Genomic DNA, 15,889 nt, shown 5'->3' with positions numbered 1-15,889 from the left:
GTTTAAATGCGGAATAATGCTAAGCAATATCCGAGTCTGTGATCGTCACCGCAATTAGCGCCAGTCCCTTCTATCTAAGTCGCTGATTTTTCTTTTCAGCCTGCGCAATTTTGCCTCACCTGAAGGCGTGGTAAATGCCCGATAAAGCCAGACAGCGACAACCGCCAACACCAGCCATGGCAACACTTTAATAACAATTGCCAGCAATCCGCCAAAGAACATCAAAGCGGTCGCCACCACCAATGCCGCAATAACGCCCAGCAACGAAACGCCGGTGAACAGCAGCATCAGAAAAAAGCCGATAACAAATAGAATTTCCACGAAGGCTCTCCTGTGTAAGTAACATCAGGAACATTACAAGATACGTGCCAGGTTATAAAAAACAGCTAAATGCTTGAAAGAAATGGACAAAGTTTAAATGAAGAAGCATTGAGGTGATGAAAAAAACTAATTCCAGGCGTAGAAATAACCATCTATAAAATTATGGTACTGGCTTTACGGTGCGCATGAAGGCGCACCGTACCAAATCGGAACGTTCCGGCATGCTAAACAGTGATTACATCACTTCCTGCGGGATCTTATCCGCTACCAGCGCTAACGCCGCTTCCAGCACGCGCACATCGGCGCCGGGTTTGTGGGCGTTTTCACTTAAATAGCGACGCCACTGGCGCGCACCCGGAATACCCTGGAACAGGCCAAGCATATGGCGCGTCACATGGCCGAGGTACATGCCTTTGGATAGTTCAGCTTCAATGTAAGGATACATCGAGCGCACCACCGCTACCGGATCGACGCGCGGCGTATCGCGACCAAACAGCTCGCGGTCAACCTGCGCCAGAATCCCCGGATTCTGATAGGCTTCGCGCCCCATCATCACGCCATCCATATGCTGCAGATGCAGTTTGGCTTCTTCCAGCGTTTTGATGCCGCCATTAATCGCCATGGTCAGCGCCGGGAAATCGCGCTTCAGCTGGTAAACGCGGGGATAATCGAGCGGCGGAATCTCGCGATTCTCTTTCGGACTTAAACCCGACAGCCACGCTTTGCGAGCGTGGATAATAAAGGTATCGCAGCCGCCCTGTTGCGCCACGGTGCCAATAAAATCACACAGGAATTCGTAGCTGTCCTGCTCATCAATACCGATGCGAGTTTTGACCGTCACCGGAATGCTCACCACATCGCGCATCGCTTTAATGCAGTCGGCAACCAGCGCCGCATCGCCCATCAGGCAGGCGCCAAAACGTCCGTTCTGGACGCGATCGGATGGACAACCCACGTTGAGGTTGATCTCATCGTAGCCACGCTCTTCTGCCAGCTTAGCGCACTGCGCCAGGGCGGCGGGATCGCTGCCACCTAGCTGCAGCGCCAGCGGATGCTCTTCCTCGCTGTAGGCCAGATAGTCACCTTTACCGTGAATGATCGCGCCGGTCGTCACCATTTCAGTATACAGCAGCGTGTCACCGCTCAGCTTACGGTGAAAATAACGACAGTGACGATCGGTCCAGTCGAGCATTGGGGCGATGGAAAAACGTTGCGAGGAGAAAGTATCGGTCATGAAACGCAGTAAATCCGCAGTAAGTAAGTGATGAGAAACTGCGCAATCATATCACAGCAAAACGGGCGGCACAGCCGCCCGTTATCAGACGGGTAATTAGAAGTTGAATCCGAGCTGCAGCATGGCACCTACGGTGTTGTCTTTACCCACAGAACCGGCCAGGTCCAGATGGACAGCATTGTTGAACGGTGACACACCCAAACCGGCGGTGAACACGTCGGTATCGGTCGACTTCAGATCGGCGCGATAGCCGGCACGCAGCGCCAGCCAATCCAGCACACGATATTCCGCACCTACGCCAGCATATTGGCTGGTGTCTTCCGACTTGAAGCGCTTGGTTTCAGTCAGATCAACATCCCCAGCCAGCGTAAACGGCCCGTTATTCCAGGAAAGCCCTGTAGTGACCAACGGACGAATTTGATAAGTATCGCGGTAACCGTTCACCTCTTTGGTATCGAGATCGCGCGAGATCAGGTTTTGTCCGGTCACGCCAAAGGTCCAGTTCTCACCGAAATCTGTTGCGACACCCGCATCCATGTTGAAACCGGTATCGCTGCTACGGTAGCGGCTGCTGTTGATGTCGCTCTTGTCGTAGTTGTAGATACTCGCGGTGTAGTTATACAGCCAGGTTTTCTGCAGCTTTGGCGTCACGCCGACAGAAACCGGATGGCCGGCAATCGAGAACTCATGCGCGACTGACACACCATAATCGGTGACTAATGCCGCCAGGCCATTGGCACTGGAGCGTAAGTTATTTTCATCACCCGGCACAGGCACTCTCGTGCCATTGGCAACCGCGCGCAGGTAGGCAATATCGCTATCAGCCACGTTGGCGCGCACAATCGCAGTGCCGTAAGCCTTGGTGATAAAGGCAAAAGGTAAGGTTTCATTCGGAACGGTGACGGCCACGGCCACACCGGCTGTCGCGTGAGCTTTATTACCACGCAGATCGCTGAGCTGGTCTGCCATATCGCCTGCGGCGGCCTTCAGCTGCGGGTAACCATTGAGGTAATCCTGAAAGGTTAGGTCATCGATCACGTCCTGATAACGATCAACGGTATCGGTAATGTCGTCAACGCGATCGATCAATTTGTCTTTATCGGTAACCTGTGCGCCGGCTGATGGCAGAATGATGCTGACGTTATCTTCAGGCTGCGCCTTGGTCATCAATGCTGGGTTAGCCAGCACCGCTGAACTCCAGGTGGAAGAGGCTACGCCGGTACCGCCCATTGCGTCGTTACGCGCGTCGTACCATGTACCTGCTGCCAGAGCTGAGGAAGAGAGAAATACTGCATTCAAACCAACAAGATAAGCTACTTTTTTGTGCCTGAATAATGTCTTCGCCATGAGCCTGCCATCACCTTTGAAATGTCGCTGAATCACTCACCGACTGAAAGTTTAGTTAGCCGCTATTCTGAACCCTGGCTAACGCTTCATTGCTGTGAATTAAAAGGAAATAGCACTGCTATTCGCAGAATTGGACGCTTCCACGCCATTCCGCTGTGTTTTTATGCAGAAAAATTAACAGTGAGTTAATTGAGACCAGAAATTACTTAAGACCTTTTGAACCATAGCCGCTAACCCGGTGAGTTGCAAAGCAAAATCCGTGCAGGCGTTGCGCTGCCTGGCCGGACGCATTTTACAGACATAAGGGTTGCAGCAATATTGACGGGAAAATGGCGATGGTAATCTATTGATTGGGGAGAATTTTCTTAGGGATTTTAAGGACAATAAGCAATCACAGCAGCGTAAAATTTTGTGTGATAAAATAACATCACCTGCAACCCGGAGAATGCTTATGTCAAACCTCACGCCAGAACAACTTCTTACCCAGGCTGAATCACTTTGCCTTGATCGCGGCGTGCGCCTGACCACTCAACGCGCCGAAGTGTTGCGCTTAATGGCAGAGCAGAATGGTTCGATAAGCGCTTACGATTTGCTGGATCAACTGCGTGTCAGTGAACCGCAAGCAAAACCGCCCACCATCTATCGCGCGCTGGATTTCCTGCTGGAACAGGGATTTATTCATCGCGTAGAGTCAAATAACAGTTACGTGGTTTGCCATCATTTTGATGAGCCAGCACATACTTCGGTGATGTTGGTGTGTGACGGTTGTGCGGCAGTTAGCGAAAAACATGCTCATGGCGTGGAAAAAACCATCGCTGCATTAGCGGATCAGGCGGGATTTTCTCTGCGACATACCGTGATTGAGGCACATGGCCTGTGTGAAAATTGCGCAGAAGTGGCGGCTTGTACGCACCATGAAAGCTGCGATCATGACCATCAGGTCGAGAGTAAAAAGCGGGTAAGAAAATAGGGAGGCACATCCTTGTGCCGGGCCAATCACTACGCTAAATGATTGGCGGGTAGGAGCATCATCCGTGAAGTGAGATTACCAGCGGTAATCTTTGTTGGTTGTTTCCCAGTCTTTCACTTCTTTCTCGGCCTGGTCTTTACCATAACCGTAGCGTTCCTGGATTTTACCAACCAGCTGATCGCGTTTACCTTCGATCACAGTGAAGTCGTCATCGGTCAGCTTGCCCCATTTCTCTTTAAATTTGCCTTTGAACTGCTTCCAGTTTCCGCTCGCTTCGTCTTTGTTCATAATATTCCTCCACTACATCCTGAGTGAGATAGATATATTGCCTGCTTAGCTGGCGATATACCCAGACAACGCGCTACTCATATGCGCCGTATGAGGTAATTGTAGTAGCCGCTTCGCAGTTTGCAGGGAAATACAGATTAATCTGTAGGTTACGCTTCGCTTATTCAGGCGTTAAACCAGCTATCGCGCCGCCAGTGACCACGCCAAATGAGCCACAGCGTGAGTCCGCGTAACGCGAGGAATACCGTCACCGCCAGCCATAAACCGTGATTACCGAGCCACGGCAGCGTGAGCAGCGAGACACCGTAGCCGATCGCCGCCATCACCATGCTGTTGCGCATCTCACGCCCGCGCGTCGCGCCGATAAACATGCCGTCCAGCAGATAGCACCAGACGCCAACCAGCGGCAGAATCACTTGCCAAATCAGATAGCGGTCGGCCATCTCTCGTAGCGCTTCCAGTGACGTCAGCATCGCCACAATCTCCGGACCGGTGAATGCATAAATCAGCGCAAAGATCGCGGCGACGAAGCATGCCTGGCGACAAGCCGCATGCCAAATCAGCAATAGTCGGCTGCGATCTTTGGCCCCAACCGCTTCACCCGAACAGGCTTCAACCGCGTAGGCAAATCCATCAAGCGCGTATGCGGTGAAAGTGAGGAACATCAGCAGCACCGCATTGACTGCCACTACATCCGGCCCAATGCGTGCGCCAAGGATGGTGAGCGACGCGAAGCAGATTTGCAGCATCAAAGACCGCAGCATAATGTCGCGATTGAGGCGGAATAGCCGCGCCGCATCGCCGCGCCAGCTGCTTTTGAGTAAAGCAAAATGGATACCGCGCATCTTTAGCACCCGCGCCACCATCCACAAACCCACGCCCAGCGTGACATATTCTGCCAGCGCGGTAGCCGCCGCCGCTCCGGCGACACCCCAATGCAGTTTGAGCACGAACAGCAGATCCAGCAAGATATTCACCAGGTTGCCGATGATTAGCAGCACCATCGGTGCCCGCGCATACTGCACGCCCAGCAGCCAGCCAAGAATCACCAAATTGGCCAAGGTTGCGGGCGCACTTAGCCAGCGAATCTCAATAAATATTTTCGCCTGTTGCTGCACTTCCGGGCTGCCACCCATTAACGCTGCCGCCAGGCTGCTGACCGGCGTTCGCAGCACCATAAACAGCGCACCAAAAACCAGCGCAATCAGTAGCGGCTGTGTTAAGGCGCGCGCCAGCGCCGTTTTGTCATTGGCGCCAAATGCCTGAGCGGTGAGTCCGGTGGTGCTCATGCGCAGGAACAGCAGGAGCATAAAGATGAAGCTGGTGGCGGTTGTGCCCACGGCGACGCCACCGAGGTAGATCGGGCTATCGAGATGACCAATAACGGCGGTATCCACTACACCCAGTAATGGGACGGTGATATTTGACAGGATCATCGGCAGCGCTAGCCGCCAGAGCGTTTTATCTGAAGAGGAAAACAGCTGCATTAGCCCATTCCGTTGTGTGCGGTAATCAGCGTAATGGCGCCAGAATGAGCCGCAGAAAGAGTCACAGAGAAGTAAAACAGCAGACTGCGGTCAGCGCAAACACGCACCGCCGCAGTTAAGGAGCATCAGAAACTGATCAGAGCCACTCGCCGTTGCGCACAATCCCGACAGCTAAACCTTCAACGGTTAGCGACTGCTCACGGGTATCCACGACAATCGGCTGAAAATCGGTGTTTTCCGGCAGCAGATGGACAATCGCACCCTGCTTTTTCCAGCGTTTCACTGTGACTTCATCATCAATGCGCGCCACGACAACCTGGCCGTTACGCACTTCCTGCGTTTTGTGTACCGCTAACAGATCGCCATCCATAATGCCGATATCTTTCATCGACATACCGCTCACGCGCAGCAGGAAATCGGCGCTCGGTTTAAAGAGATTAGCATCCACCTGATAGTGGGCTTCGATGTGTTCTTGTGCCAGCAAAGGTTCACCGGCAGCGACGCGGCCAATCAGCGGCAGCCCTTCGCTCGGTTCTTCTTCCATCAGCAAACGAATCCCGCGCGATGCGCCGGAAACAATTTCAATTACGCCTTTACGCGCCAGCGCTTTCAGATGCTCTTCGGCAGCATTGGGCGAGCGGAAACCCAGTTGCGCAGCAATTTCCGCACGCGTTGGCGGCATGCCCGTCTGGTTAATATGGTCGCGAATCAGGTCATAGACCTGTTGCTGCCGTGCAGTTAACGCTTTCATCCCGCCCCCTGGTTGTTTATACAGTCGCTGTGAGTATATACAGGTATTCGCGAAATGAAAACCGTAACAGAGGGAAAAATCAGCGGTTTGATGAATCTGGAATCCCTATCTCAAATGCGTCCAGAGCAGCGCGATCCAGACGAACAGAGCCAGTAAGATAGTCAGCAATACGGCAGCCGATCCCATATCTTTAGCGCGGCCCGCGAGCGGATGTTGCTCCTGCCCGATGCGGTCGACCACCGCTTCGATAGCGCTATTAAGGATCTCAACGATGATAACCAGCACTACCGAGCCAATCATCAGGATGCGGGAAAGGGTATCTACATCCAGCCAGCAAGCCACGAGAATGGCCACCAGCGCGGCAATGGCTTCCTGCCGAAAAGCGGCTTCGTGCTGCCATGCGGCACGCAGGCCCTGCCAGGAATAACCGGCGGCTTTCACTATTCTTACTAAACCGGTGACGTTATTTGCCATGTCTATGGAACCCTTGAACTATTTTGACGTCAATGTGTGGGCAGTATGAGGCGGCAGAGCCACAGACCTTCGCTGCGCTTTCTGGTATGCTTGCCGCGCTTTGCTAACAAGAGGCTTAAAGTTGTCTATGTCAGGTTGGCGTAAACTCTATTACAAATTATTGAATTTACCACTCTCTATTTTGGTAAAAAGTAAGGTCATTCCGACCGATCCTATCTCTGAACATGGGATCGATCCGACACGTCCGGTGATGTATGTTTTGCCTTATGATTCAAAGGCTGACCTGCTCACACTGCGTGCTCAATGCCTGAAACATGATCTGCCCGATCCGCTGGCTCCGCTGGAGATCGATGGCACCCTGCTGCCGCGCCACGTGTTTATTCACGATGGCCCACGCGTAATTCCCTATTTCGTGGCCAATCCCGAATCGGTAAAGCTGTTCCACGATTATCTGGATTTGCACCGCAGCAACCCGCAACTCGATGTGCAAATGCTGCCGGTCGCGGTGATGTTTGGTCGTGCGCCGGGACGTGAAACCTCCGGTGAATCCACGCCACATCTGCGCGTGCTCAATGGCGTGCAGAAGTTCTTCGCCATTTTGTGGCACGGCCGCGACAGCTTTGTTCGCTTCTCGCAAACCGTTTCGTTGCGCCAGATGGCGACCGAGCACGGCACCGATAAGTCGATTGCCCAAAAGCTGGCTCGCGTGGCGCGCATTCATTTTGCCCGCCAACGTCTGGCCGCGGTCGGCCCGCGTCTGCCTGCACGTCAGGATCTCTTCAACAAGCTGTTACAATCCAAAGCGATCGAAAAAGCAGTAGAAGATGAAGCGCGCAGCAAAAAGATTTCGCATGAGAAAGCCCAGCAGAACGCCATCGAAATGATGGAAGAAGTGGCGGCGGACTTCTCTTATGAAGCGATTAAAGTCACTGACCGCGTGATGGGCTGGCTGTGGAGCCGCCTGTATCAGGGCATCAACGTGCATGGCGGTGAGCGCGTGCGTCAGCTGGCGCAGGATGGTCATGAGATTGTCTATGTGCCCTGCCACCGCAGCCACATGGATTACCTGCTGCTCTCCTACGTGCTTTATCATCAAGGCCTGGTGCCGCCGCACATTGCTGCCGGTATTAACCTGAACTTCTGGCCAGCCGGCCCGATTTTCCGTCGTCTGGGCGCCTTCTTTATTCGTCGTACCTTTAAGGGCAACAAACTCTATTCCACCGTGTTCCGTGAATATCTTGGCGAGCTGTTTAGCCGGGGTTACTCCGTGGAATACTTTGTGGAAGGCGGACGTTCACGTACCGGTCGTTTGCTGGATCCAAAAACCGGCACCCTATCAATGACGCTGCAGGCGATGCTGCGCGGCGGCAGTCGTCCAATCACCTTCGTGCCGATTTACATTGGCTACGAGCATGTGATGGAAGTGGGCACCTACGCCAAAGAGCTGCGGGGTGCGGCCAAAGAGAAAGAGAGCTTCCTGCAGATGGTGCGCGGTTTACGTAAGCTGCGCAATCTGGGGCAGGGCTACGTTAACTTCGGTGAACCCCTGCCGTTGATGAACTATCTGAACAAAAACGTGCCCGAATGGCGTGATGCGATTGATCCTATCGAACCGCAACGCCCTGCCTGGATGACGCCCGCCGTGAATGACATTGCGGCGAAGCTGATGGTGCGCATCAACGAAGCCGGTGCAGCCAACGCCATGAACCTGTGCGTCACTGCACTGCTGGCGTCACGTCAGCGTTCACTGACCCGCGAACAGCTGATTGAGCAGTTAGAGTGCTACACCCAGCTGCTGCGCAATGTGCCCTATTCGCCAGAAGCCACGGTGCCTGACATGAGCGCCGAAGCGCTGCTTGATCACGCCATGGGCATGAACAAGTTCGAGACCGAGCAAGACAGCATTGGCGACATCATCATTCTGCCGCGCGAGCAGGCGGTGCTGATGACCTACTATCGCAACAACATTCATCACATGTTGGTGATGCCATCGTTGATTGCCGCCATCGTGCAGCAACATCGTGAAATCAGCGAAGCAGAGCTGCTGCGTCAGGTTAGCCTGGTATATCCGATGCTAAAGAGCGAGTTGTTCTTGCGCTGGGACAAGGCGGAGTTGCCTGCGCTACTTAACGCACTCTGTGCAGAGATGGCGCGTCAGGGCCTGATCACCTTGCAGGATGGTCAACTAAGAATGACGCCGGCACGTCACCGTTCGCTGCAACTGCTGGCGGCGGGTATTCGTGAGACGCTGCAGCGCTTCGCGATTACCTTCGCTATCCTCAGCGCGAAACCGGCCATCAACCGTGGCACACTGGAGAAAGAGAGCCGCACGCTGGCTCAACGCCTGTCTGTGCTGCACGGTATCAACGCACCAGAGTTCTTTGATAAAGCAGTGTTTACTGCGCTGGTCCTCACGCTGCGTGATGAAGGATATATCAGTGACAAAGGCGATGCCGATGCCGAACGCAGTCATATGATGTGGCAGATGCTGGCGGAACTGGTAACTAGCGACGTGCGTCTGACGATTGAAAGCGCGGTCACCCACGATTAACGCGGCGACAAGCTAATAAAAAGGCGCACTTCAGTGCGCCTTTTTTGTTTATAACAGATCCGCGAACGGCACGGTGCTGAGCAGAATGCCGAGAAACAGCACCATGCCCACATAGTTGTTATTCAGAAACGCCTGGAAGCAGGGATCGCGCTCGCGCTGGGCAATTAGCTTCTGCTGATGCACAAACAAGCCTGCTGCCAGCAGCAGCGACCAGTAAAACGCCCCATTCAGATGAAGCATCATGCCCACCAGCGCCATCAAACCGAGCGTTGCCAGCTGCAGTAAACCGATAATTAGTTTGTCGTAACGGCCAAACAGAATCGCCGTCGATTTTACGCCAATCTTCAAATCGTCATCGCGATCGACCATCGCGTACTGCGTGTCATAGGCCACCGTCCAGCAGATGTTCGCCAGGAAAACCAGCCAGCAGACTAAAGGTAAGGACTCACTAACTGCTGCCCATCCCATCGGAATCGCCCAACCAAACGCTGCGCCGAGCACCACCTGCGGCAGATGCGTGTAGCGCTTCATAAACGGATAAACCCACGCCAGCGCCAGGCCGCCAAACGACAGCAAAATAGTCATGGTGTTCATGGTCAACACCAGCATAAACGCCAGCAAACCGAGACCGGCAAACAGCAACTTCGCCTCTTTCCCGGATACCGCGCCGCTGGCCAGCGGACGTGACGCCGTGCGCTTGACGTGACCATCGATTTTGCGGTCAGCGTAATCATTGATGACGCAGCCAGCAGCACGCATCACGATAACGCCGAGCACAAACACCAGCAGCACCGGCAGCGGTGGAATCGCCATGCCGGAGAGCCACAGTGCCCACAGAGTTGGCCACAGCAGTAACACAGTGCCGATGGGTTTATCGATACGCATCAGGCGGCAGTAAGCCTGCCATTTGGTCATGGGTAAGGTGTTTTGCACAGTGGTTTTATCCTTGATCCAGCGCGCGATAGAGCGGCGACGCCGGTAAAAATAGTTCAGTTAACAGCAGCGGCTTGCCCGACAAACGCAGGCGGGAACGGCGTCCCCATAAATCGCCAACCTGACCGGGATTGATAAAATCGCGACTCAGGGTAGATGAAGAGAATAGATAGCGGCCAAGCGGGCGCGTACCGAGCTGTTGCAGCATCTGCTCGGGGCCGTTCAGCGTGCTTTCTGGCACCACGGTGCGGCCAATCAGCCAGGGTTCGCCATCACCGCACAGCACAATTTCACGTAACCAGAAGCGCGGGTCGGCGGGCAAAAATTCCGCTTCCTCCGAGATCTCTTCAGCGCCAATAAACACTTCGCGGATCAGTTTTACGGTCACTTGCTGGCAATGCTGCTCGAAGCGACGCGTCATGGAGTCTTCTTCCATTAACCAGTCAAGTAGCGGGGCAGAAAGCTGCGGTGAAGAGGCTGGCAGCCAGTGCAGTGCGCGTAACTGGCGCAGCGCGTCATGCGACATCAGGACATCTCCGGGAAAAAAGTTGCCCTAGTTTAGCGCAGAGGAGAATGCGTGGCACGGCTCGTTGTGCCACGCGATATTATTACTCGCGTTTCAAGCGGTTACTGTTCGCTAGCCACAGCGTCACCACCAGAATCAAAATCGCCGCCGAGTAGTAGAGCGTATCGAACGGATTTTTATGGTCGACGATGATCAGGCGGATAATCGCCGTGATGCCGATGTAGATGAAGTAGCGCAGCGGGAAGTGATAGCCAGACTGAAAGTACTTCACAATCAACGCGATAAATTCGAAGTAGAGGAAATAGATAACGATGCCTTCAATCAGCAGATAGGAAGACGTCTGCTCGCCGGTGCTCAACAGCACGTTGGCCAGATGAATGGTTTCTTTACCGAGGAACACCACCAGAATAATGGCCAGAATGATCAAACCAATATTCAGCACCCACTGCAATGCTAAAGAGATGTACTGCCCAACCCCTGTTTTTATTGTCATTTTTGCGCCTCACGCTCTCAATTACTCACTGGCGCTATCATGCTGTAGTGTGATCAAAATCACAATATTTATACTTCGACATCCACACACAGCGCGTCATAGCGCCAGAACTCGCAGTCGCAATCAATCACGCGCTTGTGCTGATCGCGATTGATGCGGGTAATCAACAATCCAGGCGTGCCGCTCGCCACGTTGAGCGCGGGCGCAGCGCGCACCGGCAGCGGTCCCGGCAAAATGGTAAAACGCGCGCCGCCGTAGCGAATGCCATAGCGCTGGTCATAAAGATCGGTGAGTGAACGCGTCAGGTCTTCATCCAGCAATCCCGGAAAGAAGGCGGGATTGAGGTAATGCTCGACATACAACACGGCGCGGCCATCAATACGGCGCAAGCGGCGGATGCGGTAAACCCGATCGCCCTCCAGCAGTTGCAGATGACGCGCGATGGCTAATTGCGCTGGCACTTCGCGCGCCTCCAGCACTTCAGTGCTGGCAATACGGCCTTGCTCAGCGGCCATGGCGTGAAAATGGCTATGATGAGAGGGGTTGTAGACTAGCCGCGGCGGTGCGAGAAACCAGCCACGACGCAGTTCACGATAGATAATGCCCTGCGCTTCCAGCAAACCCAGCGCCTCACGCAGCGTAATGCGCGTGGTGGAATAGTGTTCGCTTAAGCTACGTTCGGCGGGCAAACGACCACCGGCAAATTCACCGCTTTCAATGCGTTCCCGCAGCCCTGCTGCAATCACATCCGCCGTTTTCGACATCATTTTTCAGCCTCATTTTGGGGCAAATCTGCACTATGACAGTTCGATGACTACAATGTGACAGAGAACAACCCACGCTTTAGCGCGCTGTAACCGCATGTGGATCGTCGCGCCACACCCCGTTTCACCACCATGGTCATAAAACCTTCATCTATTCGGGCTACATTGGCTCGGTTCTTGCTGGACTAGACCAAGAAGTCCCACAACATATACCGGGAGCAATCGAGATGAAAGCGTTTATCGCCTCTGTAGTAGCCAGTGCCGTACTGCTTGCGCTGCCTGCCGCGCAAGCCGCAGATAATGACCTCGCCGCGTTAGAAAAAGCCGCGCGCGCCGAAGGTCAGGTCAACAGCGTCGGCATGCCAGATAGCTGGGCCAACTGGAAAGATACCTGGAGTGACCTCAACAGCAAATATGGCCTGAAGCACAGCGACACCGACATGTCCTCGGCGCAGGAACTGGCAAAATTTGCTGCAGAGAAAGAGAACGCCAGCGCCGATATCGGTGATGTGGGCGCTGCTTTCGGTCCGATTGCCGTCGCTAAAGGCGTGGCGCAACCGTATAAGCCAACGCATTGGGAGCAAATCCCGAGCTGGGCAAAAGATCAGGATGGCAACTGGATGCTGGCGTATACCGGCACCATCGCGTTCCTGGTGGATAAGCAGCAGGTCAAAGATGTGCCGCACAGCTGGGCCGATCTGAAGAAAGGTAAGTATGTGGTCACTATCGGTGACGTCGGCACTGCGGCTCAGGCAGCGAACGGCGTGTTGGCGGCCAGCTATGCATTAAGCGGTGACGAGAAGAATGTGAAACCGGCGTTGAGCTTCTTCGGCGATCTGGCGAAAGAAGGCCGTCTTGGCGTGACCGATCCGGTGATTGCCAACATTGAAAAAGGCGAAATTCAGGTGGCGGTGGTGTGGGACTTTAACGGTCTGAACTACCGCGATCAGATCGACAAAAACCGCTACGAAGTGGTGATCCCTTCCGACGGTTCCGTCACTTCTGGCTACAGCACCATCATCAATAAATACGCCAAACATCCGAACGCCGCCAAGCTGGCGCGTGAATACATCTTGTCTGATGAAGGCCAGATCAACCTGGCGAAAGGCTATGCGCGCCCGATTCGTGCCGAGCATTTAACTCTGCCCGCCGACGTGCAGGCCAAGCTGCTGCCGCAGTCTGAGTATAAGAATGCCCGTCCAATCAAAGACCAGGCCGCGTGGGATAAAACTTCGAAAATGCTGCCGCGTCTGTGGCAAGAGAACGTCATCATTAATATGAAGCAGTAAGGAGCGAGGGATGAAAACTATCCTGGTGGTGTTGGATGGGCTGAGTAATCAGGTAGCGCAGCACGCAATGGGCTATCTGTTTGCTGAATGCGCGCAGGGCAACGGCCAATATTATACGCTGACTTGCGAACTGCCTTCGCTGTCGCGCCCGCTGTACGAATGCATTCTCACCGGCATTCCACCGGTGCGCAGCGGTATTATTCACAACGGCGTCAGTCGCATGAGTAATCAGCGCAGCATCTTCCATTACGCACGTGCCGCCGGTCTCACCACCGCGGCAGCCGCCTACCACTGGGTGAGTGAGCTCTACAATCAATCCCCGTTCAACGCGGCGCGCGACCGCCACACGGTCGCGCCCGATCTGCCGATTCAGTATGGCCACTTTTACTGGGACGACGGTTATCCGGATTCCCACCTGTTTGAAGATGCAGAAAGCCTGCGTTTGCGGCACGATCCCGACTTCCTGCTGATCCACCCGATGAACATTGACGATGCCGGACACAAGCACGGCCTGTCATCGCCGCAGTATCGCAACCGCGCGCGCATGGCCGATGGTTATCTGTCGCAGTGGATGCCGGACTGGCTGGCGGCCGGTTATCAGGTGATTGTCACCGCCGATCACGGCATGAACGATGACCGCTCGCACGGCGGCATTTTGCCGGAAGAGACGCAGGTGCCGCTGTTCGTGTTTGGTAAAGGTTTCTCGCTGCAGCCGGATCTTCAGCCGCAGCAGACCGAAATGTGTGGCATCGTGTGCACCTTGCTCGGCGTCGAACATGACAAACCGCTATGTCGCGCGTTACTGGCGGAGCCGCAGTAATGAAAGGCAAAACGCTCGCCGCGCTATTGCTGCTGCCGTTTGCGCTGTTCTGGGTGGCATTCCAGCTCGCGCCGCTGCTGTGGATTGCCATCAACAGCTTCTGGAGCGACATCAATGAGCGTTGGGGCTTCGACAACTACAGCGATATCCTCACCTCGCCGTTCTATTTGCAGGCGTTTCGCCTGTCGCTCGACATCTCCATCTGGTCGAGCATTTACGGCCTGCTGATTTCGCTGGTTGCCGGATATTCGCTGCATCAGCTCGGCAGCGGCCGCTTTCAGCGTTTTTTGATGTCATTTACCAACATGACCAGCAACTTCGCCGGCGTACCGCTGGCGTTTGCCTTCGTCATTCTGCTCGGCCTGAACGGTTGTCTGACGCTGCTGCTGCGCCATTACGGCGTGCTGGAAGGCTTCAAGCTGTTCTCGCGTGACGGCATGGTGCTGGTGTACACCTGGTTCCAAATCCCGCTCGGCATTTTGCTGCTCTATCCCGCGTTTGATGGCTTGCGACAGGATTGGCAAGAGTCCGCCGCGCTGCTGGGTGCAGGCCGCTGGCGCTATTGGCGGCACATCGGTTTGCCGATTCTGTTCCCGGCGCTGCTCGGTACTTTCGTGATTTTGCTGGCGAACGCGCTCGGCGCTTACGCCACCATTTACGCGCTCACTACCGGCAACTTTAACGTGGTGCCGGTACGCATTGCCGCGCTGGTCTCTGGCGACATCTCGCTTGATCCCAACACCGGCGGCGCGCTGGCGATGTTGCTGGTGCTGATTATGGCGCTGATTACCGTGGTGCAGCAGTATCTGGTGCGCCGCAGCTATCTCAACGCCAAACCTTCCTGAGGAGCTACACGTGTCGCGCGCGGAAAAATTTTATCATCGCCTGATTGTCTGGCTGCTGCTGGCCATTTTAGCCGCGCCGCTACTGGCGACGTTGCTGTATGGCATTTCCACCAGCTGGAGCGACACCATCCTGCCGCAGGGCTTTACGCTGAAGTGGCTCAGCGCGCTGTGGAGCGATGCGCGTTTCCTGACCGCGCTAGGTCATTCGCTACTGGTTTGCTGCGGTGCGCTGCTGTTCTCGCTGGTGCTGGTACTGCCTGCCATGTTTGTGATCGCTTACTACTATCCGAAACTGGATGCGGTTATGAACGTGCTGATCCTGATGCCCTTCGCCGTACCGCCGGTGGTGTCGTCGGTCGGGCTGCTGCAACTCTATTCGTCGTCGCCGCTGATGCTGACCGGCACGCCGTGGATTTTGATCGGCTGCTACTTCACCATCGCCTTGCCGTTTATCTATCGCGCTATCTCCAACAATATGCAGGCCATCAACCTGAAAGAGCTGATTGATGCCGCGCAACTGCTCGGTGCCAGCACCTGGCAGGCGGCGCTGTTTGTGGTGTTGCCGAACCTGCGCAAAGGGGTATTTATCGCGGTGCTGCTCTCCTTCTCCTTCCTGATTGGTGAGTTTGTCTTCGCCAATATGCTGGTCGGCACCCGCTATGAAACCTTGCAGGTTTATCTGTTTAACATGCGCAACGGCAGCGGCCACTTCACCAGCGCGCTGGTGATCTCCTATTTTGCCGTCGTCCTGCTGGTTACCTGGCTGGCGAATGCCCTCAATCCTGAACGAGGCTGA

At 54.7% G+C, this 15,889-nt stretch carries 17 protein-coding genes; 6 read left to right on the top strand and 11 right to left on the bottom strand.

The window, feature by feature from the left end:
* Positions 1 to 54: 54 nt before the first annotated feature.
* The 3 genes from pspG to traF form a co-directional block, all read right to left on the bottom strand.
* Positions 55 to 321, bottom strand: coding sequence for an envelope stress response protein PspG (gene pspG / locus DEU53_RS19945; RefSeq protein WP_061718375.1), 267 nt, complete (start codon positions 319 to 321; stop codon positions 55 to 57).
* A gap of 235 nt (positions 322 to 556) precedes the next feature.
* Complete coding sequence (dusA, locus tag DEU53_RS19940; RefSeq protein ID WP_110868152.1) at positions 557 to 1,555, bottom strand: tRNA dihydrouridine(20/20a) synthase DusA; 999 nt, start codon at positions 1,553 to 1,555, stop codon at positions 557 to 559.
* Positions 1,556 to 1,651: 96 nt separating this feature from the next.
* A complete protein-coding gene (traF, locus tag DEU53_RS19935) occupies positions 1,652 to 2,902 on the bottom strand; it encodes a conjugal transfer protein TraF (protein WP_110868151.1) in 1,251 nt (416 codons plus the stop codon).
* A gap of 451 nt (positions 2,903 to 3,353) precedes the next feature.
* Between traF and zur the strand changes: the two genes are divergently transcribed.
* Positions 3,354 to 3,872: a zinc uptake transcriptional repressor Zur gene (gene zur, locus DEU53_RS19930; protein ID WP_110868150.1), complete on the top strand. Its 519-nt coding sequence runs from the start codon at positions 3,354 to 3,356 to the stop codon at positions 3,870 to 3,872.
* A 75-nt stretch (positions 3,873 to 3,947) separates the two neighbouring features.
* On the opposite strand, the gene DEU53_RS19925 is transcribed toward zur, so the two are convergent.
* The 4 genes from DEU53_RS19925 to DEU53_RS19910 form a co-directional block, all read right to left on the bottom strand.
* On the bottom strand, positions 3,948 to 4,160 hold the full coding sequence (locus DEU53_RS19925; RefSeq protein WP_110868149.1) for a CsbD family protein: 213 nt from the start codon (positions 4,158 to 4,160) through the stop codon (positions 3,948 to 3,950).
* A 164-nt stretch (positions 4,161 to 4,324) separates the two neighbouring features.
* Positions 4,325 to 5,647 carry an MATE family efflux transporter DinF gene (dinF, locus tag DEU53_RS19920; RefSeq protein ID WP_110868148.1) on the bottom strand — a complete coding sequence of 441 codons (1,323 nt, stop codon included), beginning with the start codon at positions 5,645 to 5,647 and terminating at the stop codon, positions 4,325 to 4,327.
* A 136-nt stretch (positions 5,648 to 5,783) separates the two neighbouring features.
* Entirely contained in the window at positions 5,784 to 6,398 is a 615-nt protein-coding gene (gene lexA / locus DEU53_RS19915; RefSeq protein WP_008109941.1) for a transcriptional repressor LexA, read from the bottom strand.
* A gap of 105 nt (positions 6,399 to 6,503) precedes the next feature.
* Entirely contained in the window at positions 6,504 to 6,872 is a 369-nt protein-coding gene (locus DEU53_RS19910; protein ID WP_101763070.1) for a diacylglycerol kinase, read from the bottom strand.
* 127 nt (positions 6,873 to 6,999) lie between these two features.
* Here DEU53_RS19910 and plsB point away from each other — a divergent pair, with 127 nt between their 5' ends.
* Entirely contained in the window at positions 7,000 to 9,423 is a 2,424-nt protein-coding gene (gene plsB, locus DEU53_RS19905; RefSeq protein WP_110868147.1) for a glycerol-3-phosphate 1-O-acyltransferase PlsB, read from the top strand.
* Between the two features lie 48 nt (positions 9,424 to 9,471).
* Here the strand turns inward: plsB and ubiA are convergent, their stop codons facing one another.
* The 4 genes from ubiA to DEU53_RS19885 form a co-directional block, all read right to left on the bottom strand.
* Positions 9,472 to 10,356, bottom strand: coding sequence for a 4-hydroxybenzoate octaprenyltransferase (gene ubiA, locus DEU53_RS19900; protein WP_110868146.1), 885 nt, complete (start codon positions 10,354 to 10,356; stop codon positions 9,472 to 9,474).
* Between the two features lie 7 nt (positions 10,357 to 10,363).
* Positions 10,364 to 10,882, bottom strand: coding sequence for a chorismate lyase (ubiC, locus tag DEU53_RS19895; protein WP_110868145.1), 519 nt, complete (start codon positions 10,880 to 10,882; stop codon positions 10,364 to 10,366).
* 82 nt (positions 10,883 to 10,964) lie between these two features.
* Complete coding sequence (psiE, locus tag DEU53_RS19890; RefSeq protein ID WP_061718383.1) at positions 10,965 to 11,375, bottom strand: phosphate-starvation-inducible protein PsiE; 411 nt, start codon at positions 11,373 to 11,375, stop codon at positions 10,965 to 10,967.
* A gap of 68 nt (positions 11,376 to 11,443) precedes the next feature.
* The gene (locus tag DEU53_RS19885) at positions 11,444 to 12,142 is read right to left on the bottom strand and encodes a UTRA domain-containing protein (protein WP_101763074.1); all 699 of its coding nucleotides are present in this window, start codon (positions 12,140 to 12,142) and stop codon (positions 11,444 to 11,446) included.
* Between the two features lie 224 nt (positions 12,143 to 12,366).
* On the opposite strand from DEU53_RS19885, the gene DEU53_RS19880 reads away from it, so the two are divergent.
* Genes DEU53_RS19880 through DEU53_RS19865 form a run of 4 tightly spaced genes read left to right on the top strand, consistent with a single transcriptional unit; the run spans position 12,367 to position 15,889 of the window.
* Positions 12,367 to 13,428 (top strand): ABC transporter substrate-binding protein, encoded by a 1,062-nt coding sequence (locus tag DEU53_RS19880; protein WP_110868144.1) that lies wholly within the window; start codon positions 12,367 to 12,369, stop codon positions 13,426 to 13,428.
* A 10-nt stretch (positions 13,429 to 13,438) separates the two neighbouring features.
* Positions 13,439 to 14,248, top strand: coding sequence for an alkaline phosphatase family protein (locus tag DEU53_RS19875; protein WP_110868143.1), 810 nt, complete (start codon positions 13,439 to 13,441; stop codon positions 14,246 to 14,248).
* Positions 14,248 to 15,093 carry an ABC transporter permease subunit gene (locus DEU53_RS19870; protein ID WP_110868142.1) on the top strand — a complete coding sequence of 282 codons (846 nt, stop codon included), beginning with the start codon at positions 14,248 to 14,250 and terminating at the stop codon, positions 15,091 to 15,093. The genes DEU53_RS19875 and DEU53_RS19870 overlap by 1 nt, the downstream gene beginning before the upstream one ends.
* A gap of 10 nt (positions 15,094 to 15,103) precedes the next feature.
* Positions 15,104 to 15,889 (top strand): ABC transporter permease, encoded by a 786-nt coding sequence (locus DEU53_RS19865; RefSeq protein WP_101763078.1) that lies wholly within the window; start codon positions 15,104 to 15,106, stop codon positions 15,887 to 15,889.

The organism is Pantoea sp. AG1095 (assembly GCF_003208415.1).
GTDB lineage: Bacteria > Pseudomonadota > Gammaproteobacteria > Enterobacterales > Enterobacteriaceae > Pantoea > Pantoea leporis.
Note: the sequence above shows the minus strand (reverse complement) of the source record. Positions and strands in the feature narration are given on the sequence as shown.